At 67.4% G+C, this 24,598-nt stretch carries 16 protein-coding genes; 7 read left to right on the top strand and 9 right to left on the bottom strand.

Going from position 1 to position 24,598, the window contains the following annotated elements; translation table 11 throughout:
* The first annotated feature begins 93 nt into the window (after window positions 1–93).
* The 3 genes from ACIP63_RS06280 to ACIP63_RS06270 all read left to right on the top strand — a co-directional run bounded on the left by ACIP63_RS06280 (window position 94) and on the right by ACIP63_RS06270 (window position 1,645).
* Complete coding sequence (locus ACIP63_RS06280; RefSeq protein ID WP_401511918.1) at window positions 94–465, top strand: hypothetical protein; 372 nt, start codon at window positions 94–96, stop codon at window positions 463–465.
* A 152-nt stretch (window positions 466–617) separates the two neighbouring features.
* Complete coding sequence (locus ACIP63_RS06275; RefSeq protein ID WP_401511917.1) at window positions 618–863, top strand: DUF2283 domain-containing protein; 246 nt, start codon at window positions 618–620, stop codon at window positions 861–863.
* A 221-nt stretch (window positions 864–1,084) separates the two neighbouring features.
* Complete coding sequence (locus ACIP63_RS06270; protein WP_401511916.1) at window positions 1,085–1,645, top strand: histidine phosphatase family protein; 561 nt, start codon at window positions 1,085–1,087, stop codon at window positions 1,643–1,645.
* A 162-nt stretch (window positions 1,646–1,807) separates the two neighbouring features.
* Here ACIP63_RS06270 and ACIP63_RS06265 read toward each other — a convergent pair whose 3' ends face one another.
* From ACIP63_RS06265 to ACIP63_RS06240, 6 genes are all read right to left on the bottom strand, one after another.
* On the bottom strand, window positions 1,808–2,224 hold the full coding sequence (locus tag ACIP63_RS06265; protein ID WP_401511914.1) for a contact-dependent growth inhibition system immunity protein: 417 nt from the start codon (window positions 2,222–2,224) through the stop codon (window positions 1,808–1,810).
* A gap of 169 nt (window positions 2,225–2,393) precedes the next feature.
* Window positions 2,394–4,250, bottom strand: a complete 1,857-nt coding sequence (gene drmB, locus ACIP63_RS06260) for a DrmB family protein (protein ID WP_401511912.1) — start codon at window positions 4,248–4,250, stop codon at window positions 2,394–2,396.
* Window positions 4,251–4,253: 3 nt separating this feature from the next.
* The gene (locus tag ACIP63_RS06255; RefSeq protein ID WP_401511910.1) at window positions 4,254–7,505 is read right to left on the bottom strand and encodes a helicase-related protein; all 3,252 of its coding nucleotides are present in this window, start codon (window positions 7,503–7,505) and stop codon (window positions 4,254–4,256) included.
* Window positions 7,505–9,418 carry a UvrD-helicase domain-containing protein gene (locus ACIP63_RS06250; RefSeq protein ID WP_401511909.1) on the bottom strand — a complete coding sequence of 638 codons (1,914 nt, stop codon included), beginning with the start codon at window positions 9,416–9,418 and terminating at the stop codon, window positions 7,505–7,507. The genes ACIP63_RS06255 and ACIP63_RS06250 overlap by 1 nt, the downstream gene beginning before the upstream one ends.
* Window positions 9,415–14,214, bottom strand: a complete 4,800-nt coding sequence (locus tag ACIP63_RS06245) for a DEAD/DEAH box helicase (protein ID WP_401511907.1) — start codon at window positions 14,212–14,214, stop codon at window positions 9,415–9,417. The genes ACIP63_RS06250 and ACIP63_RS06245 overlap by 4 nt, the downstream gene beginning before the upstream one ends.
* A 126-nt stretch (window positions 14,215–14,340) precedes the next feature.
* Entirely contained in the window at window positions 14,341–14,718 is a 378-nt protein-coding gene (locus ACIP63_RS06240) for a hypothetical protein (protein ID WP_401511906.1), read from the bottom strand.
* A 323-nt stretch (window positions 14,719–15,041) separates the two neighbouring features.
* Here ACIP63_RS06240 and ACIP63_RS06235 point away from each other — a divergent pair, with 323 nt between their 5' ends.
* Genes ACIP63_RS06235 through ACIP63_RS06225 form a run of 3 tightly spaced genes read left to right on the top strand, consistent with a single transcriptional unit; the run spans window position 15,042 to window position 18,999 of the window.
* Window positions 15,042–17,123, top strand: a complete 2,082-nt coding sequence (locus ACIP63_RS06235; RefSeq protein WP_401511904.1) for a helix-turn-helix domain-containing protein — start codon at window positions 15,042–15,044, stop codon at window positions 17,121–17,123.
* Window positions 17,124–17,149: 26 nt separating this feature from the next.
* Complete coding sequence (locus tag ACIP63_RS06230; protein WP_401511903.1) at window positions 17,150–18,097, top strand: hypothetical protein; 948 nt, start codon at window positions 17,150–17,152, stop codon at window positions 18,095–18,097.
* Window positions 18,094–18,999: a DUF6339 family protein gene (locus ACIP63_RS06225; protein ID WP_401511901.1), complete on the top strand. Its 906-nt coding sequence runs from the start codon at window positions 18,094–18,096 to the stop codon at window positions 18,997–18,999. Before ACIP63_RS06230 ends, ACIP63_RS06225 begins: the two co-directional genes overlap by 4 nt.
* A gap of 51 nt (window positions 19,000–19,050) precedes the next feature.
* On the opposite strand, the gene ACIP63_RS06220 is transcribed toward ACIP63_RS06225, so the two are convergent.
* Genes ACIP63_RS06220 through ACIP63_RS06210 form a run of 3 tightly spaced genes read right to left on the bottom strand, consistent with a single transcriptional unit; the run spans window position 19,051 to window position 21,747 of the window.
* Window positions 19,051–20,295, bottom strand: coding sequence for a DNA cytosine methyltransferase (locus ACIP63_RS06220; RefSeq protein WP_401511900.1), 1,245 nt, complete (start codon window positions 20,293–20,295; stop codon window positions 19,051–19,053).
* Between the two features lie 46 nt (window positions 20,296–20,341).
* Complete coding sequence (locus ACIP63_RS06215; RefSeq protein ID WP_401511898.1) at window positions 20,342–21,298, bottom strand: DNA cytosine methyltransferase; 957 nt, start codon at window positions 21,296–21,298, stop codon at window positions 20,342–20,344.
* A complete protein-coding gene (locus tag ACIP63_RS06210; protein ID WP_401511896.1) occupies window positions 21,295–21,747 on the bottom strand; it encodes a very short patch repair endonuclease in 453 nt (150 codons plus the stop codon). The genes ACIP63_RS06215 and ACIP63_RS06210 overlap by 4 nt, the downstream gene beginning before the upstream one ends.
* A 456-nt stretch (window positions 21,748–22,203) precedes the next feature.
* On the opposite strand from ACIP63_RS06210, the gene ACIP63_RS06205 reads away from it, so the two are divergent.
* Entirely contained in the window at window positions 22,204–24,591 is a 2,388-nt protein-coding gene (locus ACIP63_RS06205; protein WP_401511895.1) for a SpoIIE family protein phosphatase, read from the top strand.
* Window positions 24,592–24,598: the final 7 nt, after the last annotated feature.

Genomic DNA, 24,598 nt, shown 5'->3' with positions numbered 1-24,598 from the left:
ACGCCGGTCGCCCAGCGGTGGCCCTCTAGCCCTGCCGCTGGAGCGATGTCCGGCGGACCATCGGCGGGCGACACCTGCCTGATACCGTCCGGCGTGAACTTCACCTCCGGCGGGACAGACGGGCCACATCTGGACGCCGCTGCTCAGGCACAGGCTGTACGTGGCAACAACATATGTGGATCCCTCACAACAACAGCCGGCGCTCAACACGCGGCCGAGGCGTTCCGCTCCATCGGCTGGGCGGTTCGTCGGTCGAGCTGGACCGAGTTCAAGGTTGAGAGTGCCTTTGCTGAGCTTGAAGTGATGCCGTTGAATCCCGTGGTGTTCAGCGGGTTCGTGGACCCCGACCGCATTGCTGTCCTCCTGGCAGCCTTGAAGGAGATGGGTCTGCCATTTACCGTCGAGTTCGAAGACGACGATGGACAAGAGCACATCTACCGCTCCGCAGCTCAGCCCGATGGCTGACCGATGGTCGCCTTGGCGTGGCTCCTCCGGTTCCGATTCATGGTCTGGCTGCCCTGGCATTGCACCCCGTCGCAACGGCATGAGACCCGGCGAAGCACCGGCATGGCAAAGGTGAGTGCAGTCATCAACGACACCAAGGAGGCCAGTTCACCGTGGCAGACGTGAGGGTCACCTACGACAAGACTGTGGACGCAGCGTATGTGCACTTCACCGACCCGCAGGTCCGCGTGAACTCCGCACGCATGTATCCCTGCGATCCGGTGGGCGTCGGCGGCATGATCAACCTTGACTTCGACGACCAGGGCCACGTCATCGGAATCGAGTTCTTGGCGGCCAGTTCAAAACTGCCCCAGTACCTGCTCCAGTCGGCGGAGCGCCTGGATGTCGAGGGTGCATGACGCAGTGAAAGCTTGCGTCAATCCCGACGCTTACGACCCGGACGCCGCAAATTATGCGGGCCAACCGGAGCAGCCGCTCGATGTGCGCCCACATCCTGTCGTTGAACTCCCACCGCCCGGCAGCGATTCCCGTAGTTTCACAGACCTCAACGAAAGGCCTCCGCTGGGGGCCGCCCGCTCGCCCGTGCAGCCTGACTTGTCGAGGACATCCAGGAGCCCTGATGGCAGTAGAAATCGTCTACGAGACACACGCCACCACCACGGACAACGAAGCCGGCATCGCCACCGGCTGGCTCCCGGGCCGGCTCTCGGACCTGGGCTGCCGCCAGGCCCGGGAATTGGGCGAACGTCGACCCGGCGCCGGTTTCGCGGCCGTGTTCGCCTCCGACCTGCACCGCGCTGTCCAGACAGCCCGGACCGCGTTCCCCGACGGCCGGCCCCCGATCCACCAGGACATCCGGCTGCGTGAGTGCAACTACGGAGACCTCAACGGACACCCGATCTCACTCATCGCCGCCCAACGAGCCCAGCACATCGACGAACCATTTCCCGGAGGTCAGAGCTACCGCCAGGTCGCCACGGCCACCCGCGGCTTCCTCCACGACCTCGCCACCGGATGGGACGGCAGCAGAATCCTGGTGATCGCCCACTCGGCCAACCGATGGGCGCTCGACCATCTGCTCACCGGAACACCGCTGGAAGAACTGCTCCAAGCACCGCCGACCTGGCGCCCGGGCTGGCACTACACGCTACCTGCCGACTGGCCCGCCTCAATCCGGTGAACCTATGCGGTCAGAGCACGAGCAGCAACCGTCGGCCCTTCGCCTGGATCAGACCGCCGTTGAAATCCTTGTTCAACGTCGCTGCCCCTTGCCATCGAATCTCTGGTTCGGATCGGCAACCCCTTGCGGATTTATGTACGCCCGTTCATCAGGTCAGCGAAGCTATTCGGGCCGAGCAACGAATCGGGCAAGCTCCTCAGCTCCGTCGCCAGGCAGGTCAGCGACCGCTGTCTCCGACAACGTAGTAATTACGGCGCGCAGCCTCGCTTTCAGATCTGGCAGCATGGCCCAGGCTGAAGCGGGGGCGCTGACGGCAGCGAACAGAAGGTCACCCTCGTAGAAGGAGGCCTCGACCAGAGGCTGTTCGAGTAGCAACCGCACCGCGAGTGGAAGGACGTAGGGCAGTGCCACCTGCTGTGAAATGAGCACGCGCAGGTCCGCCGGACCGAGTTCCCCCAGGCGCACACGCCGCAACTCATGCACTTTGCGTACCAAGTGGGTCGCGTCAGCGTCAGGAAGCGTCCACCGGGGTAGGTCCAGTTCATCGAGTGTGCGGTCCAGGTGCAACAGATGGTCCATGAGGTCCATTCTCACCAGCACAGGCAGGGAATCTCCGACTCAGGTCACCAGTAATCGTTCACCGAGCTTCGGCTGGAGCTCGGCGGCCAGGCGCATCTCACCGGCCTCCTGGATCGGTGCCCGGTCCGGCTGCCGGGTGACTACGGAAGCCGGACCCCTGTGCGGGCCGTCAGGACGTGAAGAAGCCCCGCGTCCGGCCATCCGGCGTCCCGACCAGAGCCGCACGGTCGAGCAGAATGTTGTTGTTCTCGCAGCTCGTTTCGGGCAGAAGTAGACAGGCGTGGCAGGCGGCCATGTTCAGGCTGTCCGCACCGCTCGCCTCCGACTCCATGCACAGGGGGTCGTTCGAGCACCAGCTCGCCCGGTGTAGGGCGGTCTTGAGGGAAATAGCCAGACGGTCCGGTTCACCCTGCGCGACGACGCCGCCGAGACTGCCGGCGGAGTCGCTGGTGGCCGTGTATATCAGCACGCCGGCCATATCGTCGGCGCTGTAGAGCCGCTCGCGCAGGGAAGCGGCGGGGTAGCCGCCGTCCAGGCTCCACTCGTTGATCAGCACATGGGCCAAGGCATGGAGAAGGAGGAAGCGGGGGGTGGCGGGAGAGGCGGGAACCGGCTTGTCCGAATCGCCTGCGCGTGCCGACAGTAGCCTCTCGTGGTTCTCGCGGATCCGAGCGGCGCGTGCGACCTGTTCCGGTCGCTCCTCCCAGGTCCGAAGCCGTTCCGGGTCGAGGCGAACGAACACACCCTCGCCGCTCACCTCGAAAGCCGGAAGCCAACTCGACTTCACCTGCGAGATCGCGGCCTCGCGCATGGGCGAGTCCGCCGGGCTGGGTTCCTCCACGCGCCGGAACGACTGGAGTGCCCGCACCTCACGCAGCCGTTTGACCAGCATCACCTGAGTCAAGCCGTGCGATGAACGCAGAGCGTCGATCGGTGCGGCGGGGGGCTCGCACACGAAGTCCTGTTCCTCGCCGGCGACCTCGGGGTGTGCTTTGGTCAGGCTGCGGTACTCACCTTCGTAGAGCTCTCGACGGTAATCGACGGCGCGCTTGACGGTCTCCGTATCGTGAACCGGTTCCGTAAGAGCGACTTCGGCCGCACGCCTCTGGGCGACCTCGGCCACCACATCGTCCTCGGTGTAGTTCGGGTGGTGACGAAGCAGTTCCGCGATGCGTACATATGCCTTGATCGAAGCGGGATCTTCGTCCTTGAGGGCGTCGTAGAACGGTGCGACGAGTTTGGCGATGCCCTGGCTCCATGGCGGGATGGACAGGGCCGAATGCATCACAGGGAACCAGACCGACGAAGAACCACGTTGGAGTGTGCGCGGTGGCTCCTGACAGCTTTCGGCCGGAGCGTCCTTGAGCCATGGGCGACGACCGCTGCACCGAATGCCCAGGTCCCGGAGGGCCTGGCGTCGGAACGAGCCCTCCATGGACACTCGCTCCACCCCGCAGCTGCAACCGATCAACACGGCACGCAGCGAGGCGGTGGAGCCGTCGGCCTCGAACGTGAGATGGCCGCCGCAGGACCCGTGCGCCGTCCGGTTTCCCCGGTGGACCCACTTCCAGTACGGGAAGTCCTCCAGATGTCCGTGCGTGCAGGCGATCACGAAGCGGGACGGGACCAGACTCTCCTGGCAGGTCGAGCACTCGGCCCGTCCTGCCGGCGAGTTGAACTTACGGAAGGGCTGCAACTGGTGGCAGTGAGGGCACGAGTACATCTCCGGGAACCGCACCGCTCGTACGCCGTCCCGAGCAGAGTCGGGGTCGGGAGCCGGTGGCATCCGGAAACCCGAAACACCCAGCTGGCGGGCCAGGCGCGGCTCCGAGATGAATGGTGCGTCGGAGATGTCCCAGGAGTCGATTCCGCGGATGAGGAAGGACTCGTTCTCCACCGCGATCATGGCTCCGACGCCGTAGGTCGTGATGAGTTGGGCGCGTCGGATCTCGCCCAGCTTGCGGGCGGTACGGACCGCAGTCGACGGGAGGCCGCGGCGGCGGGTACGGGGCGGGGCGGGGGCCATGGTTCAGCGCTCCTCGAAGAAGGTGGACGAGGCGTCTACGTCGCGCAGACTCCAGAGTGTCCTCCACGGCGACACGTCGGCCGACTCGTCGTCGTAGTTGGCCAACAGGGCGGGCACGCGAGCTCCCCGTGGAGCCTCGTACACGAGGTTCGGGTGATGCAGTGCCTCGTCACGCCACCAGTCGATGAACTCGTCGAAGGCCGCGGTGGTGGCCCGGAGCTCGGCCTGCTCGACCCGTGTGACCCGCTCGAACAGGACCCGACCGACCTGGTCGCGGAGGTCGGCGTGGAAGTCCTCCACGCGGGCCGCAGCGTCGTTGGGCCGTGCGGCAGGCAGCATCAGGCGGGCAAGTGCCACCACCACGGCGTGCAGCCCTCGGTCACGGGCTCGGGCGGAGAACGGGGTGACGCTCGTGGACTCCACCTCGCGGTACAGGGCGGAGTGGAAGCTCTGGAAATCCTCGTAATGCGAACGATCTCTCGAACGCGTCGAGTTGAGCATGACCGCGACGAGGCCCGGGTGCTGTCGTCCGACTCGGCTCGTTGCCTGGATGTACTCCGCAGTTGTCTGCGGTTGTCCCATCACAGCCATCAGTCCGAGCCGATCCACATCGACACCCACAGAGATCATGTTGGTGGCGAGCAGTACGTCCAGCACTTCAGGGTTCGGGAACCGGCGCTCGATGTCCTTGAGTCGGCGGGAGATGTCACTGGCGTTCGCCCGGCTGCTCAATTCGGTGAGTGCGTCCGCGCGGCGCGGCTTGAGCGCGTCACGCACGGCGAGGTGCCCCAGTCGTTCCTGCACGTCGTCGAGGACTTGGAGCTCTGCCGCGGAAAGCAGGCGCAAGCTGTTGAAGTAGCCGACCAAGGTCCAGTACGCATCCTTCACCTCAGGCGGTGCCTCGTGGGTGTGTGCCCGATGGAGCAAGGCCGCGTAGACCCGGATCAGCAAGGTGGCCTGGCTCGTACTGGAGGTCAGCAGACCGATGTAGCAGCGAGCTGCCTTGCGTTCGCGCGGTGTCTCCACGGCGAACCAGGAGTCTCGTGCGTCGAGGCCGCCGGGAGGGAATTGCTGCACGGATCGGGCGAACAGCCGGGTGCCCTGCTCGTCGGCGCGTCGGATGGTCGCAGTCGAGGCGATGACCTTGGGATGCCCCGCCAGGGCGTCCACGGCCGTCTCGTACAGGCCGGTGAGCGTGCCGAGCGGCCCCGAGATCAGGTGGAGCTCGTCCTGAACGATGAGCTCGGGCGGCCGGACTCCGTCCACGTCCCGGTTGAACAGAGCGGCCGACGCCGGCCGCCAGGGCATCGAGGCGAATTTGTCGACCGTGGCGATGACCAAGGTCGGACGATGGGCGTAGACAGCCTCGTCGACGAGGTGCACGGGCAATCCCCGGTGGAAGTCGCAATTCCCTGAGGGGCAATTCACCGTCATGTGTATTGCGTCGTGATCGACCGCATAGTCCCGAGGGCGGAGCGGTTCTCCGCACCATGGGCAGTTCCGTAGTTGTACCGGGTTCTCGGTCTGCAACTGGAGGTTCTCATTGCGCATGAGATCGGCGAGCTTGGCCTCAGCGACCGCCAGCGTGTTGGGGGTCGCCGAACGGCCCACCCACATACCGATGGAGATCTCCTCGTGTCCGAGCCTTGCCGGGTCGGCGGCGCGCAGTCGCTCCATGGCACAGATCAGTGCTGCCGCGCGTTCGAACTGCTGCAGGGTGAGGAGCCGGAGCGTGTAGCGCATCAGCACGGTGACGCCGGCTCCCGTCTCTCCGTCCCGCAATCGCCGGAGGAAGGTGGTGAAGGCGATCAGCCCGAGGTATGCCTCCGTCTTTCCACCGCCGGTGGGGAACCACAGCAGATCGGAGACCTTCCGGTCGTCGTGGTCCGGATCGACGATTCCGGCCAGGCAGAGCAGCATGAAGGAGATCTGGAAGGGCCGCCACCGACCGGTCTGCTCCTCCGGTCGGCCGGACCTGCCGTTCTTGATCCACACGGTTCGCGCCCGTTGGTCGGCCATCGCGAGGTTCGCCAGCCGGAACGCTCGCAGAATATCCGGCTGGTCGGGGTCCCCCAGTAGATCCACACCTTCGCGCATACGGGCCAGCGCATGCTTGCAGAGCAGCACTTGATCGGCCGCAGCCCGGCCGTCCTCCGTTTCCCGCAGCAGACGAGCCTGATGCTCCTGGGTGTCGATCCAGTGCTCGTATCCTGCGAGCAGAGCGCGAAGCGCCGCCAGGACCTCTTGGGCCGGGTCGGTACCCAATCGGTACATGGTCAGGGGCCTGTCGTCGATCCCGGGGTTGGAATCGGTCAACAACACCTCGTGGGAGGGGACGAACTCGGTTCGTAGTGCACTGACCTTCGGACGATCGGTCGAAGCGGAACCCACCGGGGGTGGTGTCCAATCCCAATGTGCCGCGCATCCGTGGCCGATGGCAAAACTCGGAACGTGACGGTGCAGGAGCCTGCTCAGGGCCTGCTCCGAGTCGACAGCACCCAGAGTGGCCGGCCGCACCACGAACACCGGGCTGTGGCCGTCCCTCGCCGTGGCAGTCAGCTGCGGCTGGTAGAAGCAGTGCGCGTCACGGAGGTCGAACTGTCCGACCTCAAGGCTGTTGACGACCGTGACCGTCACGGTCACCGTGTCGTCCGACGTGGATCGGGGGCGGACCAGCACACGTAGTTCCAGCCCTGGGTGGAGAACAAAGGGAGCGAGCAGACCTGGCCGGGTGACATCCACATCGACGGGTTCGATCCGCAAGGCGGAGCGCCGCCAATGCTCCCGTTGGGCCTTCGTGCTGCGCGCCTCGGTCCGCTTCGCGGCTACCGGCTTCCCCTCGGCATCCTCGGGGAGGTAGACGGCAGCGCGTGCGGTCAAGCGGATCCAGGCGGACACGCTCGGGTCCACGGAGAACGTCAGGCCGATGGATGAGGGCATCCGGACGTTCGCCAGCGAGACGCCCAGATCGCCCGGCTCCTCCTCGACGTCCCGTCGGACGCCGAGTGGTACCGCGTCCAGCCCGTCCCGCTCGGACTCCAACTCCCCCTGATCGGTCGCGCCGGTCCGGGACGAGCTGTCGGACCGCTCCGCGCGTGAGCGCGGGAACAACACGCCGACCGGGTACATGGTGATCGGCGCGTCGTCCGTGAGCACTTCCTCCGCACCACCCACGGGACCGAGCAGGTCCTCCCGCAGGGCTTCGACGAGCGCGTCGCGCACCTCGTAATGCGCCTGATGCGTAGACCCGCTCATTATTCGTCCCCCTCGGATTCGTCCGCGTGCCAGTGGAAGCGTCCCAGGCCGCACAGGCGAGGTGCGACCCACGCGCCGTGCGTACCCATTCCTGCTGCTTCAGTGGCGGCTGGGATGCCCGCCACACTCTCCACACAGTCGATCCGTAGGCCGGTGATCAGCGGCGGCCATCGATCGACCTCGGAGTGTGAGGAGCGGCGCAGCATTCGGTACAGGTCGGTTCGAAAGCGCTCCGACACCACTGCCACCTGTCGCCCACCGACCACGACCGCGTACGGAGGAGACTGGTCGGAGGCGACAGGGATGCCGTGCAACAGTGTCAGCTCGACCTCGGCGCCGGCGGCGACATCGGTAACCAGATGACGCCAGAGCTCCACGGCGTCCTGTCGGAATCCCTCCGTGCCTGGAGGCTGCTCGTGGGACACGTCCGAACCGATCAGCTCGATCCCGTTACGAGCCCAGGTGCTGCGACCGCCCAGGTACCAGCGGTCGATCCTCTTGTCCTTCCGGAGGAGCCACGAGTTGGGCGCGTCCAAGACGTAGAGGTCGTCCCGAGCCCGAGTCATGGCCACATAGAGCAGCCGGGCCTCCGCAGCGGGGTCGTAGTCGTACTTCTTCTTCCGGACCGGAGTCGGCTCCTTCAGTACGCGTGGTTCGACGACCAGGACCCGATCGAACTCCAAGCCCTTGGACCGGTGCATGGTCGATATCACGAGAGAGGACGGCTGAGGCGCGGTGAGCTCATCCGGCAGCCGACCTTCGGCGAGCGCGCGGTGCAGAGCGACGACATCGAGGGTCCCCCGACCACGGCCGCGCGCTATCTTGCGTACGGACCGCCACAGCGCTTCCGGCGCACTGCCGGCGGGGATCGGCAGATCGGACAGCAGCTCCTCGAAGCGCTCCCGGGTGAGGGCGGTCGTGCCGGTCGAGGCGAGGAGCTCGGCGATCCAGACAGGGGCGGAGCGCTCACGGGCCGAACGCTGAAGCGTGTGCGGCACGTCGGCTGCGGCCAGGATGCCGGACAACGTCAATGCCTGGCCGTTGTCGCGGCACAGGACGGCGGTGGTGTCGGGATAGTCGCGGAGGGCCGCCAGTACGAACTCGTCCTCCAAGCTCCCGAAGTTCGGCGTCGACAGCAGCAGCGCACGGAGATCACCGTGGATACGCTCCGCCTCGCCGCCGGCTGCGGCCCGATCGCGGGGCAACCGCTGCAACGGGGCGCCGTAGGGCAGAGCCATCCGAGCTGTCTCGCTCCGGGCTCGGAAGTTGTCGCCCAGGTGCAGCTCCACCAGTTCCTCGCCGAATGTGGCACGCACCCACTCCAGGAAACGGTCGGTCTCCTCGGCGCGCTGTTCCGGATCGGACACCTGAAAGCCGTACACAGCTTGGGCGGAATCCCCCACCACGGTGAATCCGCCGTTCTCCTGGAAGCGGTCGAGCAGCGCTTCGACCATCTCTCGACGGACGCCGACAAGGTCCTGGACCTCATCGATCACCACATGCGCGGGCAGGTATTCGCCACCCTCGACCGCCCCGTTGTCGATTGCCTCGGTGGCCGCCTCTATGCGGCCGTCGAAGGTGTACGTCGCCCAGTCCACGTCCGGATAGGCGCGGTTGAGCAGGGCGGAGGCCCAGCTGTCGAAAGTCTGGACACGGATGCGCTGTGCGGCGGCGGCGTGCCGCTCGATCCGCTCCGTGAGCTCGCGCACGGCGGCGCGGGAGAAGCTGAGCACCAGGATCTCCCCGGCCTCCAGCTCCTCGCGCTCCACCAACACGTCGAGTCGCCGCACGAGGGTGTGCGTCTTGCCGGCGCCTGCTCCGGCCGTGACCAGAACCCGGGCGTCCCAGGGCTGGTCCACCACGGCCTGCTGCGCTGCTGTGAGCCGGTGATCGGCGGGGAAGGCGGAAGTCACCGGGCCTCGTCCCACAGGTACTCGAACTCGGTGAACGCGAGTTCTTCACCGTAGTTGGTGATGTTGTCCCGTACGTTCAGTATCAGGCAGCTCTCCTTGCCGCCGTTCTTCGGGCCGCGCAAACCACGTCCGATCATCTGCTGGTAGATGTTGGGGCTGTAGGTCGGACGGGCTACGACGACCGCACGAGTGGCCGGCGCGTCGAAGCCCTGAGTCAGCACACCGTAGTTCGTGAGTACCTGAGTCCTGCCCTTGCGGAAGTCATTGATCCGCTGGCGGCGTTCGTTGGTGGGCGTGCTCGAGTCGATGGCTGCGGCCTTGATGTCTCTGTCCCCCAACTTGGCTGCCAGCAGCTTGGCGTGAGCGACGGAAGTAGCAAACACCAGAACCGGCCAGTCGGAGGGCATGGCGGCGATCTCGTCGACGATGCGCTGACTACGGTCGTGGTCCTCGGCAAGCCGTTGTTCCGCACCCTTGGGCAAGGTGGCGAACGTTTCGGACTGGGCGCGCTCATCAGCGGTGAGGGAGATCGCGGCGCCCTGAAGCTCCCGGTGCTTCACCTGGGCCAGCACTCCGATGTGCTGCAACGACTTGATGGCGACGGACAGATCGCCGTCGAAGACTCCGGTGTCCAGACGGTTTCCGAACCGCTGGACCAGGAGCCGGGTCAACTCAGCGTTGTTCTTGTACGGGGTCGCGGTCAGACCGACAAGGTGACGACTGGTCCGGTGGTGCGTGAGGCCGAGCTGCTCCAGAAGACGTGTGTAGCGCTTGGACATTGCGGTGTGCGCTTCGTCGACGATGACGAGCGAGGCGAACTCCCGCAACCAGGTGTACTTGTCCTCCATGAGGCAGCGGTCCAGCTTGGCGTCAGTTGCGACGACCAGGTGCGGTCGTCCGTCGACCGGAGTGGCTTCGTTCGACGCCCACAGGCGGCTGATGACGAGGGGATGCTCAGGGCCCACCTTCGACCAGACGAAGCTCCAACTCTGCACGGCCTGCTCGCAGAGCTCTTCGGTCTGAGCGATCCAAAGGACCGGGCCCGGAAGATCCTTGCGGTCGCGGATCCAGCGGATCACGCCTTCCGCCGTGACACGCGTCTTGCCGGCCCCCGTCGGCAGGCTGAGCATGCCGCGCTGAGGCATCGCGTTCTCCAACAGTCCCAGCAGTGCCTGAGCGAGGTCCTCCTGGTACGGATGCAGGGCGGGGAACTCGGACGGTCCTTCCACCTCCAGGCGTGCTTCCAGGGAGGGTACCTGGGCGCCGGCGAAGGAGTCCGGGAACCCGAGGTCGCTGACGAAGAGCAGAGCCTTCTGACCACCGCTGAAGGACGCGGGTGCCCGGGTCGGGAAGTGCAGCGTGAGATCGTGGGAGTGGATCCGTAGGATCGCCTCGCCGTGGGCGTTGAACGCCATCTCGGCGACGCGCCGAGGGCTGGGCTCACTCCCGTGCTCGTGGATCTCGCTCTCCATCAGCCCAGGCGGAAGCCCACCGCGAAGAGCCTCCTCACCGATGAGCAGCGCGATCTTGTCGATGACGCTCTCGGCTTCCCGGACCGCACGCAACCGCTTCTGGAGAGCCTGATCGTGCTCCTGCTTCTCCTGGAGGGCGAGAGCCTGGCTGCACCCTGCGGGCCCGAAGCCCCACTTGAACTCCTCGTCAGCGGCTTGGAGCACCTGGAGGCGGTCGAGGGAGTCCAATACGAAGAGGGTTTGCCCCTTCCTGGCGAACGTGAGGGGCTTGTGCTTGCTGCCCATGGGCGTACGCATGACGTGCGTGAGCTCGGAGCAGCGCTGGATCTTGTAGTTGCTTCCGGCCTGGCCGAGGCGTGCCTTGACCGTTGGGAACTCCTCAAGCAGGGAGGCGGCCCGCCCGGTCTTCACCGAGTCGATCTCCCGGCTGATGACGTCGGAGACCTTGAGCATGCCCCAGTCCTCGATCATCGCCTTGGCCGAGGCGGCGTCGGCCTTCTCGGCGACCAGGAGCGCGGGAAGCCCCTCACGGACGAGTTCGTTGAACTCCGGGGCGCTCGTCGCCACGGCGATTTCGTTGTCCGGGCGCCCTTCCCAGGAGCTCCCCACGCGGCACCGGGTGAGTACGTCTTCCGGGAACTCGAACTCGACGCGGTGCAGGAGGGCATAGGCATGCCCGATGAACGTGTCGTCCTCGCTCTGCAGGAGGAGGTCCAGCAGCTTGCCCCAGCGACGGGCGGGCACCTCATCGGTGCTCGTGGGCATCCCCAATCGGCGCGCCGCTTCGTCCGAGATCTCGGCGACCGGCAGCACGGAGTGAAAGGTCTTGAGCTGGGGCCCGACGGCATCGCGCACGCGGGTCAGCCCCATGGAGGTGCGTACGAGGCCGTGCTTGGAGATCATCCATCGCAGCGGAGACACCACGGGCTTGCGCGTGTTTCCGTTGGTTCCGTATCGCATCTGCCAGTGCTGCGAGATGTCGGACGGAGGCATGGCCGACACGAAGGCTGCACGGCCCTCCTCGGACAGAACCGGCAGTAGGTGCAGCGGGCCCAGGGTCGCGGCACCCTCCACCGTGAGGCGGGAGATGTTGGGGCGCGGTGACGTGCTCGGCAGTTCCCGAAGGTGCTTTTCGTGTACAGCCTGCCGGTACTCCTCGAACCAGGTCTCGCCCTGGGGCTGGTGGCCGCCGGAGGGACGGTCGGACAGCCCGAAGTCGCGGAACACGGGCCTGTCACTGTCATGGAAGCTCATGTCGACGGTGACGCCCTTGTCCCGACTGCCGTCGGCGGGTACCACCGGGCCCGGGAGGAGGCAGTCGCGCATCGGTCGGTACCGACCGTCCAAGGTAAGGACGCGCAGCGTCTCCAGAGGCTTCGGCACCTTCGCGCGGATGCGTTCGGTCTGCGCGCTGCCCCCGGCACTCCGGAGCAGGACCCAGAAGTTGGACCAGGCGTCGGTGTCGTAGTTGGCGAAGCCCTGGTCGAGGACACCCTCGAACCGTCCCTGCGCGTCGGCGACCCTGATGCCGATGTTGTGCAGGTGCCTGGACATTTCGGGACGCTCGGAGATCGACGGGTGCACGTAGACCATGTCGTCACGGAGGGCGTCGGCGGAAGTCCGGTGGAAGATCTCTCCGGCGACGGGTGCGACCATCCCGTGTTCCTCGGTCAGGACGATCCTTGCCCGGCGAGCCGCGGCGGTGATCTCCGAATCGCCGCGCAGCCGTCCGGCCTGGTCCTTGAGCACCATCAGGGAGAGGATCTCGATGGCGTGGGTCGAGGCCTCCGCCGAGCCGTCGGAGACAAGAGCTTCGAGCCAGTCCTTGACGCTCTCGGGAGTTCTTCCCGCCTGCTCCAGGATGTGGTTCATCTTGCCGCGCCGGACAGTGGTGTCGGACGCGTCGACGGACGGGTGGAGCCAGCCGGCCGGGCGGCCGCTGTACTCGGCCCAGATCTGTACCCACTCCTTGTCGAGGCCGGGCGGGGTGATGAAGAGCTCGCGAGGCCGCTGGAGCACACCGTTCTGATCGGGCAGGGAGGGGCTTTCGGCGGCGTACTCCCACACGTGACGCAGGAAGTAGTCGTCGGCCCAGTTGAGCTTCTCCTTGACTCGTCCCGGCAACAGGGGGAGGTAAGCGGCGGGATCTTCTACGGGCACGAGAGCGGGCAGCGTGTCGACCACCAGTCGCGCTGCCACCTCCAGAAGTTCACGGTTGAAGGGGCTACCGTCGAGGAGGTGCTGACGGTCCTCGTTGGTCTTCCACGGCGCGTTGAGGATGCCGGTCAACGACACCTCGTACTTGGTGGGGAAGAACGCCCAGAAGGACCCCTTGCCGACAGGCACGGTGTACAGGCCGTTACGCACGGTGTACTCGGGCATTGCCCAGGAGACTTCCAGCACGGGCCGGCCGTGAAGTTCGCCCGCGCTCTCTTCGGCCTCGCCGGCAGGGGAGTAGGAGGCCGAGAAGACCTTCCACTGTTCTGTCGTCTGCTTGGCGCCGCTCGCCACCTCCTTGAGGGTCCGGTCATTGCCCTTGTGCTCGATCGAGATCTCCCGGCGGACCTGGGGCATCGAGCGCCGGTCGTGCAGGAAGAGTTCGCCGACATGAGGGGAGAACAACTGGAAGTGAGAGGGGAATGCCTCGGTCGTGCGTCCGTTGCGACCCCGGTGACCGACGATGTCACGAGCAAGGCGTTCAGCGGCGCCCGCCATAAGAGGCAGGCGGACCACGGTGGTGGCCCAGCGCAGTAGCTTGTCCAGGGTGTCGTCGTCGGCGCGTTCCTGCTCGACGTCGAGAGGGCGGGCCATGCGCAACACCGGTGTGTCCATGGGGAGATCACCCTGCCGGCCGAGAGCGTGCGCAATCTCGGCAGCGGACCAGTCCTTGTCGAAGCCGAAACCGAAAGTGCCGTTCCCGCTGAAGAACTGAGGGGAGTCGCTCACCGAGAGAACAGACTTGACGCCGACGCCGAACCGGCCGATCTGTCCGCCACGCTTCCGAGAGACGCCCATCCGCAGGATCGTCTCGGCTCCCTCCGGCGTGACAGGGCTGCCCACGTTCGCGCAGTAGAGATAGTCAGCGGTAAGAACCACATGCAGTTTGCCGCCGGGCGCAGCCGCGATCTCGTCCGCCGCATTCTGGACGAGTTCGTACAACTGGCGTTCCCCGTAGCCGCCTTGGGTGATACGACGCTCTCCATTGGCATGTTCCTGTATCAGCCCTGGATCGACCTGATAGGTCTTCAGGACGGTGGCGGACTGCCGGATCACGGTCTCGATCACGGGCGGGAACGAGGAGTCGGCGAACTGCCGGTCGGTCATGAGACACCTGTCTCTAGGGAGAGAACGAACCGAGGACGCGCGGGGGGAACACGGGGTGCCGGCGCGTGCGTCGGCACCCCGTGGAACAACGTGAAGCTGCTGAGTGGAGGGCGCAGCAGGAGGGGGTCAGCTGTCGGTGATCGTGACCGTGGTGACGCTCGTGACGGTCACGGTCGTCGTCACGACCGTCACCGTCCGTCCGTTCGCGTGGACCCGACGAGTGCTGCGGGTGACCTGGTGGGTGCGAGGGCGACCGGCGCGCCGAGGGGTGGTGGGGCGCCGGGTGGCCCGGGAGGTGCGGCGCACGGAAGGGTCGGAGGGGGTGGTGACCTTCTCCGTGCGTGCGGTGGTACGCATGAGGCGGGCAAGGCGGCGCCGCTCCGCAGCCAGGACCTGGGGGTGGATGCCGTGACAGGTCAGGAGCTCGGCCCGGAGCTCCGGGTCCTCCAGGCCGTCGTACTTCCGGATGAACCAGGACATCCAGGCATCGTCGTCATCGATCATGTGGGGTTCCCCTCCCTATGAGTGCGCCAGCGAGTGCTCTTGACCGGTTGGTGCACGTAAAGACCGCTTTGTGATCGAACGTGAGGGCAGAGCTCTCCTGCCTTCAGGAGGCGAATCCCTCAACGGCCCTGACCGGGTTGGGAGTTGCCGACACAGAGACTAGCATGCGCTGATCGGCGAGCCGATCAGAAGAGGAAAAAATAAAAGCAACCCTTGCTGGCGCTCGGACGAGCCGCGTGCGTCAAACGACATTTGACGAAGCGCTGACGTCAAGTGCGGTGTTACCGTGTGTCTCCGCTCGGCATCAAGAGGGAGTGGGGTCAATGGAGGACAGCGAGGACTTCGGTGTCTGGCTCGGGCGGCAGCTCCGTCGCAAGGGTCTGTCGCAGCAGGGCCTTGGCCAGCAGCTGGGTTTGACGCGTGCAGCTGTGTCGGCGTGGGTGACGGGCAGAGCCCGGCCGAGGCCGGAGGTAATGGTCAAGATCGCCGAGATCCTGGAGACGGATGTCGCAACTCTGATCACCAGGGACGCCGACGCCGGATCCGACCGGCCGATCGCTTGGTATCACCGGCTCGCTCACCACGACGGCGGCCGGGAGTACGGCAATGCCGCTGCTTTCGCGTTCGACGCCAACCTGTCCGTGCTGGCTCGGGAGGTCACGCAGAACGCGCTGGACGAACGGCTCGACCCGCGCCGCTCGGTGCGCGTGCGCTTCACCCTGCACGAGTTGACCGGTGAGCACCTGCACTCCTTTCTCGCCGCACTGAAGTGGGACGAGTTGGAACCCCACTACGCGGCAGCCTCGCAGTCCGGGCAAAAGGCGGGTCGGGTCCTGGCCGAGGGCCTTCGGGCGCTGCGCGAGAACGCCTCGCTTCTGCTTCTACGGATCGATGACTACAACGCGTCGGGCTTGACAGGACCTGAGTACGGGGACGGCCGGTATGCCGCTGTCGTCCGCCGTCAGCTGGACAGTCACAAGAGCAACGATCGGGCGGGTGGTTCGTACGGGCTTGGCAAAGCAACGCTGTGGGCAGCCAGCCGGCTCGGTATGGTGCTGATCAACAGCACCTTGTCCGAGGCGCACGAAGGGCGTACCGCTCGTAGGGTGGTCGGGCGACTCGACCTTCCCTGGCGTGAGGTCGAGGGTGTCGCATACGCCGGGCCCGCATGGCTCGGCGAGCCGGACACCGAGAAGGCGCACGAGGGGGTCTCCCGATCCTGGTGGGCTGATGAGCGCGTGGTCGCGGATCTGTGGCTCGACCGGGACAGTGACGATCCTGGGACCTCCTTCCTCGTCGTCGGCGCGCACGACGCGGCTGGTGGCAGTGACACGTTGGAGGACCTGCAGGCTGCCCTCGGGCGGGCGCTCTCCGACAATTTCTGGGCCGCCATGACTTCAGGGCGCTCGACACCGCCCCTGCTCGAGGCATCGGTACGGGCCTTCCGCAATGGTGAAGCGGTGGGCGGGGAACGCCGGGTCGACCCGCTCGACCGGCACCCCGCGCTCGTGCATGCGCTCCGGGCGTACATCGACGGTGAGACGGTCGATGAGCTCACGGAGGCCGGACAGGTGGCCGCCACGGACGTCGCTCTCACCGTCCCGCCGCTGCGGACAGCCGGACACAGAGCCCCGGGGACCAGCCACCGTGCCGTACTTCTGGTCACTCCGGCTGCGGACACGGACGAACAGCACAGCCGGATCGTGTGCATGCGTGGGAACCGAATGACCGTCACGGCGCGACCCCCACGCAACCTGGGGGTCGGGGTGGATCCCTTCCAAGCCGTTCTGCTCGCCGGATTCGCCACGGGCGACGACAGTGCGGCGACACATGCCGCCGAAGAGTTCCTGCGCGCCGCTGAGCCGCCGGAGCACGACAGGTGGGGGGTGACCGAGGAACTCACTGCGGCCTACGCCAACGCTCCTCGCCGTCTGTCCGATTTCAACACGGCCATGGACACGGCCCTGAGGGGCGTGATCGGTCGGCGAACCATCGGCCAGAGCTCGGTCGGCCACGAGATCCTCCGAAAGTTGCTACGCCTCGACCTGCCGGCGACCGCAAGCGGCCGTCGTCGTCATCCGCTCGTGGATCGGGTGGCCGGAAAGGTGGATGCGGCCGGGGCCTGGACCTTGGACGTGACGCTGGACGTGCCACAACGAGAGGTCGGCTGGCAACTGCTACCGGTGGTCAAGTTCGACGTGCGATCGGGCGGACGACCCTCGCTCGAGTGGGCGGAGCTGTCCCCGAAAGAGAATTGTCGGGTGGTCGAGGGCAGGCTGGTCATCGATCCGGATGTGAGGTCCGCACGCTTCGGCGGTGTCACTGCCGTGGGTAGCCATCCGGTGGCCGCGGCCATGGCCGGTGTGATCGTGGACATCCAGCAGGTTGGGGAGGCTTCAGCGTGAGTGCTGTATACGCGTACCCCACCCTGGTGGGGAAGATCGAGGCCACTGTCCGAGGGGCGAGCATAGACGGGAAGCCTCTGCAGCTCTCGCTGATCTCCCAGCGCGATCAGGTCGTCGCCCTCCATCAGGTCGAGCGGGACAACTGGGCCGAGGGAGTGCTTGACCTGGAAGTCTCCCTGCCTGTCGATGAGTTGGCCGACGGCCCGTGGTCCGGGGTCAGCTGTGTCGCGGTACTGACCGAGGGAGCCACGAACACGCGGGTGGTGACCCGCCTGGAGCGTCGCCGGGACGACCCGCGTTGGCGCGGCGAGGTCCGGGTACGTCGTTCCACCCACGCCGCACGCGCGCTGCTCGATGTTTGTGTCGTCGGTAGCCACGGTGGCGTCGACGGGCGCATCATCGGGAAGACGGATGCCCCGTGGGTGGTGGACCTGCTGGCCCGTACACCGGCCAGGCAACGAGACCTGGAGATCGTGGAAGAGGATTTCCGGGACGGGCCGCAGCAGTGGTTGCGTCCGTTCGCGGACGCGCCGTGGCTGGTCGACACATCGGGTGACCTACCGACCATCCTGCTGAACACCTCCTTCGAGGGGCTATCCGCGCTGCTGTCCGGTGCACGCAGCCCGTTGGAGAAGGCGACCGCAGGACTCGTGGCCGCCCAGGTGGCGGGAGAGGCATGGGCGACCATGTTCCAGTCCGCTCTGAGCAACCTCGAATTCGACGAGGACGGAACCCCTCACCTCCCTGCCGGTTGGAGGGGCGCGGTACTGCGCTCCATGCTGCCGGAGGTGTTTCCCCGACTGCCGATCGCCGACGCGTTGAGAGAGGCTCACGATCGTCGCGCAGACGGCCGAGGATGGGCGGAGGTCCAGTCACGCGTCGAGATCGCAGCCGGAAGGCGGGGTCAGCTGCCCAGGAACCTCCTGGCGACCATCCGCGTCGTTTCCCGTTCCCAGGAAGGTGCGCGCTCATGAACCGGGCACACACGGAGATGCCTGCCCGTCTCGCCCGCCTCTCGGGGGATCGTGCCACGGGCTTCCTTACCCATGGGGTGCGCGCCGGCCAGGAAGTGCTGCCCCAGGTGGCCGTCCTCCGTGCGAGCACGCCGATCCAGGACGACGCGGCCCGGTGGACCGTCGACCCGGTCCGCGAGCTCATGGAGGAGGCCATGCACAGATTCGACCCGGTAAGGACCGAGGCCGACGCCTGGTTGGCACCCCGGCTGCACGCGACCCTGCGTCTGACGCGGGCGGAGGCGGCGGATGCCGGGCTCTGGAATTTCCTCGCCTTGGCCGTGGCACCCGACTTCGTCCTGTGGCGACACCTACCCCGTGGCGCGGCGGACGACGATGCTCCTAGGAGGATCAACAGCGCCAGGTTCGTCGGCCCGCACTACAGCCAGGCCTTTGCTCGGCTCTGGTGGTCGGCCGAGATGTTCCGTGACGGGCCCGACTACACGCCGGCGGTGATCGCTTGTGCCAACCAGGACATGATCAATACGGCTCTCCGGCTCGCAGCCATCGATCACAAGCCCACTGCTCTGGCTCTGGTATCGGTTCTCGAAGGACTTACCGACGACGGAGCCACGCGCCTGGGGGACCGGGTCAACGCTCTGTGCACGGCGGTCAACGTGGCCGGAAGCACGCTCATGTACGAGGTGATCGCGCCGGACGATCCACCCCGTCACGACGCGCGCACCGAGTGGATCGCGGATGCGGAGTCGGCACCCGCCGTGCCATGGGAGAGGCTGCCCGAAGGGCCGGACGACGGCACCGCCCGGCGCTCCTCCTGCGAGGTCCTTACGCGGATGTTCGAGCGCTTTGCCGCAGAGGCGCCGCTGCGAGACAGGGCTCGTTCCGCAGCCTCACAGGACTGAAAAGTTCACGTGCGTCTGGACGGGAGCCCTGTTACGGCAGGTCCGTCCGGCTCACGCGTCCTCGGTAAGGACCTCATTGGCTGCACCGTCCGAGTGCTTCGGCTCCCACATCGCCAGCTTGTTGATCAAATCCTCGCTCGGGGGGCCCAGTCGGAGCGCACTACTCAGAATGTGCAGGGAGAGGAGGGGCGGAATGGCGTTCCCGATCTGTTGGGCCACATCGGTGGACCGCCAGGGGTAGCGCCTCGGGAACGACTGGAGAAGGCCGGCTTCCTCGAACGTGAGCCGCTCCAACTCCTCGCCGATCTCCTTGATCCCGGACCGGGTCTCTTTCAGACGGAAGACGCGGTTGCGCCGGACTTTTCCGGTGATCGTCGCCGCGGGCCGGTCAGAGGTGCGGCGGCCTCGGTTCTTGGGGTCGCCACCTGATCCGTAGTTGGAGACCACTTCGAAGTCGCGTGGACGCTCAGTGAGTACGTCGTGCATGGCAACCCAGGGCTTGAGCGGCGTTCTCTCTTTTCGAGGCAGGGGGAACAGCAGCTCCTCCTGGTCGCCCTTCGAGGCGTGCCGCTCGGGGAGGCGCGTGGCTCCCTTGCTGTAGCGCTGGTGGGTAGCGCGGGGAAACTCGACGCGTCGTCCCACGTTTTCCGGGTCCCACTGGGCGATCAGTACGGCACGGCGACGTGTCTGCGGGACGCCGAAGTCCTCGGAATGCAGAACGTGGGCGTCGGCGGCGTAGCCGACGCCCCTGAGGAGCTTGGCGTAGTGCTTCCATACAGGCAGCACCGTGGGGACCTGTTCGAGGACGATCACCTCGTACGGCTTGCCGCGCTTGAGTTTGGCCTCCATGATCCAGCGCAAGGGCTGGAGGACGAAGCCGGTGCGGTCGTCGGACATGTCGTCCGTCTCGTCCTTGACCTTTTGCCAAGCGGCTTCGAACTTTGCAGCATCGTCATGGGCGGCCAGACGCGTGGCGAGTGCCTTGACCTGCTCCAGAGCCTGGTGACCCTTCCGATTGCCCGCAACGGAGAAGGACTGGCAGGGGGGCCCGCCAGTGAGTACGTTCGCTTCGACGACCTCGTCGTCGCAGGGGCCCAGCGCGGCGACATTTTTCACCGTGGTGGTCAGCAGGCCGGCCGCCCGGCGCGTCTCGCAGGTCGCGTCGTCCCACTCGACGCCGATGCTCTCCACATCGTCCATGATCGTGGCGGCGATATCGAGGCCGCCTGGGCCCGCGAAAAGATCGACGATCATGTATTTCGCATGGGGGAGCGACGGATGAAGTGGGCGGGTCATGATGTGCAAGTGTAGCCGGCCGGTGACCTCGTCGTTCCCATAGCGATCAAGCTTTCAGAGCGGCTGCGACGGCTCGTCCGAGAGCTGCCCCGACCGGCGGCGGTGAAGCGTGTCCGATCTGCCGGTACCGCGCGGTCTTCCGGCCCGCGAACTGCCACTCATGCGGAAAGCCCTGCAGGAGTGCGGCCTGCGAGTCCGTTAATTTGATCATCTCGGAGGAGCCGTCGAGATCGGGCCCTGGGACCTCATCAGCGAGTGCGCCTCCGTTGACCCCCATGCGTGCCCAGGCCTTCTTCGTCCCAGTCGGTCCCAGATCCGCTCCGCCCCGGTTGTCCGAGCCGCCGACGAGAGTCGGCGCCACGCTGAGCGCCTGAGTCGCCCATGCGTCAGCGCCGAGCCAGCCGCGTGCCGCCATGGAACGATGGAGGGCCTTGCCCACCGACACGTGCTCCTCGACCGTCGGCAACGGCGGCCGGAAGCGGTCGGAGTACCGCTCCTTCAAAGCGACCAGCACGCCCTGCTTGCGATCCTGCGGTACACCGAAGTCGGCCGCGTTCAGGACGAACCAGTGCAGCCGATACCCGAGGTGTTCCAATTCCTTGCGGATGAATGTGCGCAGGGGCTCGAATTCCGGAGCTGTCACGAGCCCTGGCACGTTCTCGATGAGGAGGGCGCGCGGTTGGATGGAATGAGTAAGGAGAACCGCTGCCTCCAGGAGACGCTGCTCCTCCTCGGTCTCCGCCCTGGCGGTGGTCGCACTGGACTTCACCCGAGGTGGCCCTGCCGAGAGTAGATCCACGTCGTAGGTCTTCGGGTAGTCGTCGGGTACGAAGTCGAGGAGGTCCATTTCCAGCACGTCCCAAGCCGGACGGTTCAGGCGCAGCGTCTGGCAGGCCACCGGCTTGTTGTCCACCAGCAGCACCGGCTCGAAACCCGCCTGCTCCAGGCCCAGAGCCAGCCCGCCCGCACCCGCGCACACATCCACGAACCGCAGCTCGCTCACAGATCCCCACCCAATCCTTGCGCTCCGCGATCGAACCGTTCCCGATCGACCGCCTTCGCCACCTGCTCGGCCACTCGAAGTGGGGCTTCGTGTTCCCAGAAGCGTAGGACCGTCCACCCCGCAGCGGTCAGATGCTCGGTGGTTTCTATGTCCCGTGCCATGTTGCGATCCAGCTTCTGGCGCCACCACTCCGCATTCGACTTGGGTTGCGTAGCGTGTTCGGGGCAGCCGTGCCAGAAGCACCCGTCCAGGAAGACGGCAACCTTGGCCCGTGTGAAGGCGATGTCGATCGTGCGCCGCGACATGTTCGGCACGCGCTCGTTGAGGCGGTAGCGGTATCCGGACGCGTGCAGCAGCTTCCGGACCGCCACCTCGGGCGCGGTGTCGCGGCGGGCCTGGCGGCTCATCCGAGCCGAAACGCTTGGGGAGGACGGTTTGGCGGTGCTCATCACTGCCCAGTTTCCTACGGTCAGCGCTCTTCGCGATCAATGACGGCGAAATTGCTCCTGCTCGAAATCGATGGCGCGGAAGCGCACCAGGCTCTTCCGTCCACCGTCCGGAGACGCCGGTGCGACCAGCGAGAAACCATGACCACGTCACTCGGGTCTATCGCGCCACCTGAGGAGAGCCGAGGGTGTTCTCGTTCGGCTTCCTTCGAGGTACGGCCGGGCGGGCGTCCGCCACGCCGCCGTCCTCGGAGGAGCGCAGCCGCCCTACGGCGTCCGCACGCTGATCCGTCCGCCCGACGGTTCAGCGGCGGAGTGCGTCGAGCTCCTCCGAGAAGGTGGGGGAGCCCCGCCCGCTCCGGTAGCGGGTCGCGGGCCACGGGCCGATGCTGGTTCGGTACGTGTCCACGTGTGCGGAGGCCCGTCCCGGGCCCGTGCGGGGGCGAAGGAGCTGGGTTCATGGCTGATGCGCCCCTGATGGTCGTGGACGGCGCCGGAGTGGTCACCGGGTGGAGCCGGGCGGCCGAGCGGCGCTTCGGTGCGGCGACCGCCGACGCGCTGGGCCTGCGCCTCATGGACGTACTCGCGGGTGACACGGGCGGTACGGGCGCCACCGGCGGCGGCACCCGGGGTGCGGACGGGGGCGACGGAGCGCGTACGGGGCTGCGGCTGGAGCCGCTCGCCGGGGCGGGCTGGGCCGTCTGGGCCGCCGAGGAGAGCACCGGCCCCGAGGCCTTCGGACAGGCGCTGCTGGACGTGATGTTCACCCAGGCACGCGTACGCGTCCATGTGCTCGATCCGGAGCTCCGCCTCCTGCGGATCAGCGACCACTCCACGGACCCCGACACCGACGAGACCGAGCGGCTGCGCGGGCTGCCGTTCCGCGACGTGTGCGCCTTCGAGGAACCGGAGCGGGTCGAGGCGTTCGTACGGGAGGTCCTGCGCACCGGCGTGCCCGGGATCGAGCGGCCGTTCCGCGCCCGCCCCGGCGACGTTCCCGGCGGGCGCCGCACCTTCTCCCTGTCGGCGTTCCGGCTCCAGGAAGGGCTCGCGGCGCGGCCGGGCGGCCACGGCACCGTCCTGGGGGTCGTCGTGTCCGTCGTCGACGTCACCGAGAAGGCGAGGCGCCACGCCCGGGACGTGGCGCTCGACGCGGTCCGCGACAGCGTGGGCAGGACGCTGGACGTGGAGGCCACGTGCCGGGACCTCGTCGACGCGCTGGTCCCCGGTTACGCCGACATCGGCGTCGTCGAGGTCGTCGACGCCGTCCTGCGCGGCGAGACCCCTCAGCCGGGGCCGCTCGGCCGGGACGTGCCGCTGCGGCGGGCCGCGTTCGGCGGTGGCGGCGACCCCGCCCACCCGATCGGCGACGTGCGGGCCGTGCCGCCCGGGACACCGTTCCAGCGAGCCCTGTCCGACCTGCGGGCCCGTGTCGTCCCGGTCGAGGACGCGCCCTGGGCCGACGCCGACCCCGCGCGGGCGCGCTCCATCCGGGAGCAGGGCGCCCACACGCTCCTGCTGGCGCCGCTGGCGCTGCGCGGAGCCGTCCTCGGGCTGGTGAGTCTCTACCGCTGCGGCGACTCCGAGGCCTTCAACGAGGAAGACATCCCCGTGGCGGCCGCGATGGCGTCCCGCGCCGCCCTCGGCATCGACAACGCCCGCCGCTACGTGCACGAGTACACCATCGCCAGCGCCCTGCAGCGCCGGCTGCTGCCCCAGCGCCCGGCCCCCCAGCCCGCCGTCGAGACGGACCACCTGCTGCTGCCCGGCGGGGGCGCGGGCAGCTGGTTCGACACGATCGCGCTGCCCGGGGCCCGCACCGCCCTCGTCATCGGGGAGGTGATCGAGAGCGGCATCCACGGGGCCACCACCATGGGGCAGTTGCGTACCGTCGTCCAAGCCCTCGCCGCACTCGACCTGGAGCCCGACGAGCTGCTGGCGCGCCTGTACGACACGGCGGACCGGCTGGCGCAGGAACGCGCGGAGCTGCCCCAGAGCGACCCGCTGCACCGTGAACCGCTGTCCGCGTCGTGCACGTACGCCGTGTACGACCCGTTCACCGAGACGTGCACCGTGGCCTCCGCCGGGCACTGCGCCCCCCTGGTCATCGGCGCGGACGGCACCGCGACGGAGGTCACCGTCCCCCAGGGTCCGGCGCTCGGCCCGGAAAGCCGCGGGCCCGTCGCCGCGGGCTCCTTCCCGCTCCGGGAGGGCAGCCTGATCGTGCTCCACAGCAACGCGCTGCGGGACCACGCCGACCCCCGCACGGGCGTGCTGCTCCAGGCGCTCTCACCGCCGGACCGGCCGCTGCGGGAACTGTGCGACGCGGTCTCCTACGCCCTGCCCGACGACGCCGGCCTCCGCGGCTCGGCCCTGCTCCTCGCCCGCACCCACGCGATGCCCGAGGACCGCTACGCCGCATGGGAGCTCCCGTACGACAAGACGGCCCCGGCCACCGCGCGCCGTCTCGCGTCGAAGGCGCTGGCCGGCTGGCACGTCGACGGAGACACCGGTGAAGCGGCCGAGCTGATCGTCAGCGAGCTGGTGACCAACGCCGTACGCTACGGCAGCCCGCCCGTGGAGCTGCGCCTCATCCTGGACCGGGGGCTGACCTGCGAGATCCGGGACGGCAGCACCACGGCGCCGTACATGAAGTACGCCGGGGCGGTCGACGAGGGCGGCCGGGGTCTCTTCATCATCTCCCAGCTCGCCTCGCTGTGGGGCACCCGTTACGCGGCCGAGGGCAAGACCGTCTGGTCGGAGCAGGCGATCCCCGGCGCGGACACCGAGGGCGAGACCCGCGACGACGGGCCCTCCGCCGGCGATCTCCCTGACGACGTGGGGTGAACGGCTC

Origin of the sequence: Streptomyces sp. NPDC088746 (genome assembly GCF_044751065.1) — a bacterium.
Classification (GTDB): domain Bacteria; phylum Actinomycetota; class Actinomycetes; order Streptomycetales; family Streptomycetaceae; genus Streptomyces.
The sequence above is the reverse complement of the archived record's forward strand: the minus strand, read 5'-3'. Positions and strand labels throughout refer to the sequence as shown.

Bases quoted from the DNA above. Each gene is read 5' to 3' on its own strand.
- ACIP63_RS06245 (WP_401511907.1), bottom strand. From the start codon at position 14,214: ATGACCGACCGGCAGTTCGCCGACTCCTCGTTCCCGCCCGTGATCGAG.
- ACIP63_RS06220 (WP_401511900.1), bottom strand. From the start codon at position 20,295: ATGACCCGCCCACTTCATCCGTCGCTCCCCCATGCGAAATACATGATC.
- ACIP63_RS06210 (WP_401511896.1), bottom strand. From the start codon at position 21,747: ATGAGCACCGCCAAACCGTCCTCCCCAAGCGTTTCGGCTCGGATGAGC.
- drmB (WP_401511912.1), bottom strand. From the start codon at position 4,250: ATGGCCCCCGCCCCGCCCCGTACCCGCCGCCGCGGCCTCCCGTCGACT.
- ACIP63_RS06265 (WP_401511914.1), bottom strand. From the start codon at position 2,224: ATGGACCATCTGTTGCACCTGGACCGCACACTCGATGAACTGGACCTA.
- ACIP63_RS06235 (WP_401511904.1), top strand. From the start codon at position 15,042: ATGGAGGACAGCGAGGACTTCGGTGTCTGGCTCGGGCGGCAGCTCCGT.
- ACIP63_RS06205 (WP_401511895.1), top strand. From the start codon at position 22,204: ATGGCTGATGCGCCCCTGATGGTCGTGGACGGCGCCGGAGTGGTCACC.
- ACIP63_RS06270 (WP_401511916.1), top strand. From the start codon at position 1,085: ATGGCAGTAGAAATCGTCTACGAGACACACGCCACCACCACGGACAAC.
- ACIP63_RS06255 (WP_401511910.1), bottom strand. From the start codon at position 7,505: ATGAGCGGGTCTACGCATCAGGCGCATTACGAGGTGCGCGACGCGCTC.
- ACIP63_RS06225 (WP_401511901.1), top strand. From the start codon at position 18,094: ATGAACCGGGCACACACGGAGATGCCTGCCCGTCTCGCCCGCCTCTCG.
- ACIP63_RS06240 (WP_401511906.1), bottom strand. From the start codon at position 14,718: ATGATCGATGACGACGATGCCTGGATGTCCTGGTTCATCCGGAAGTAC.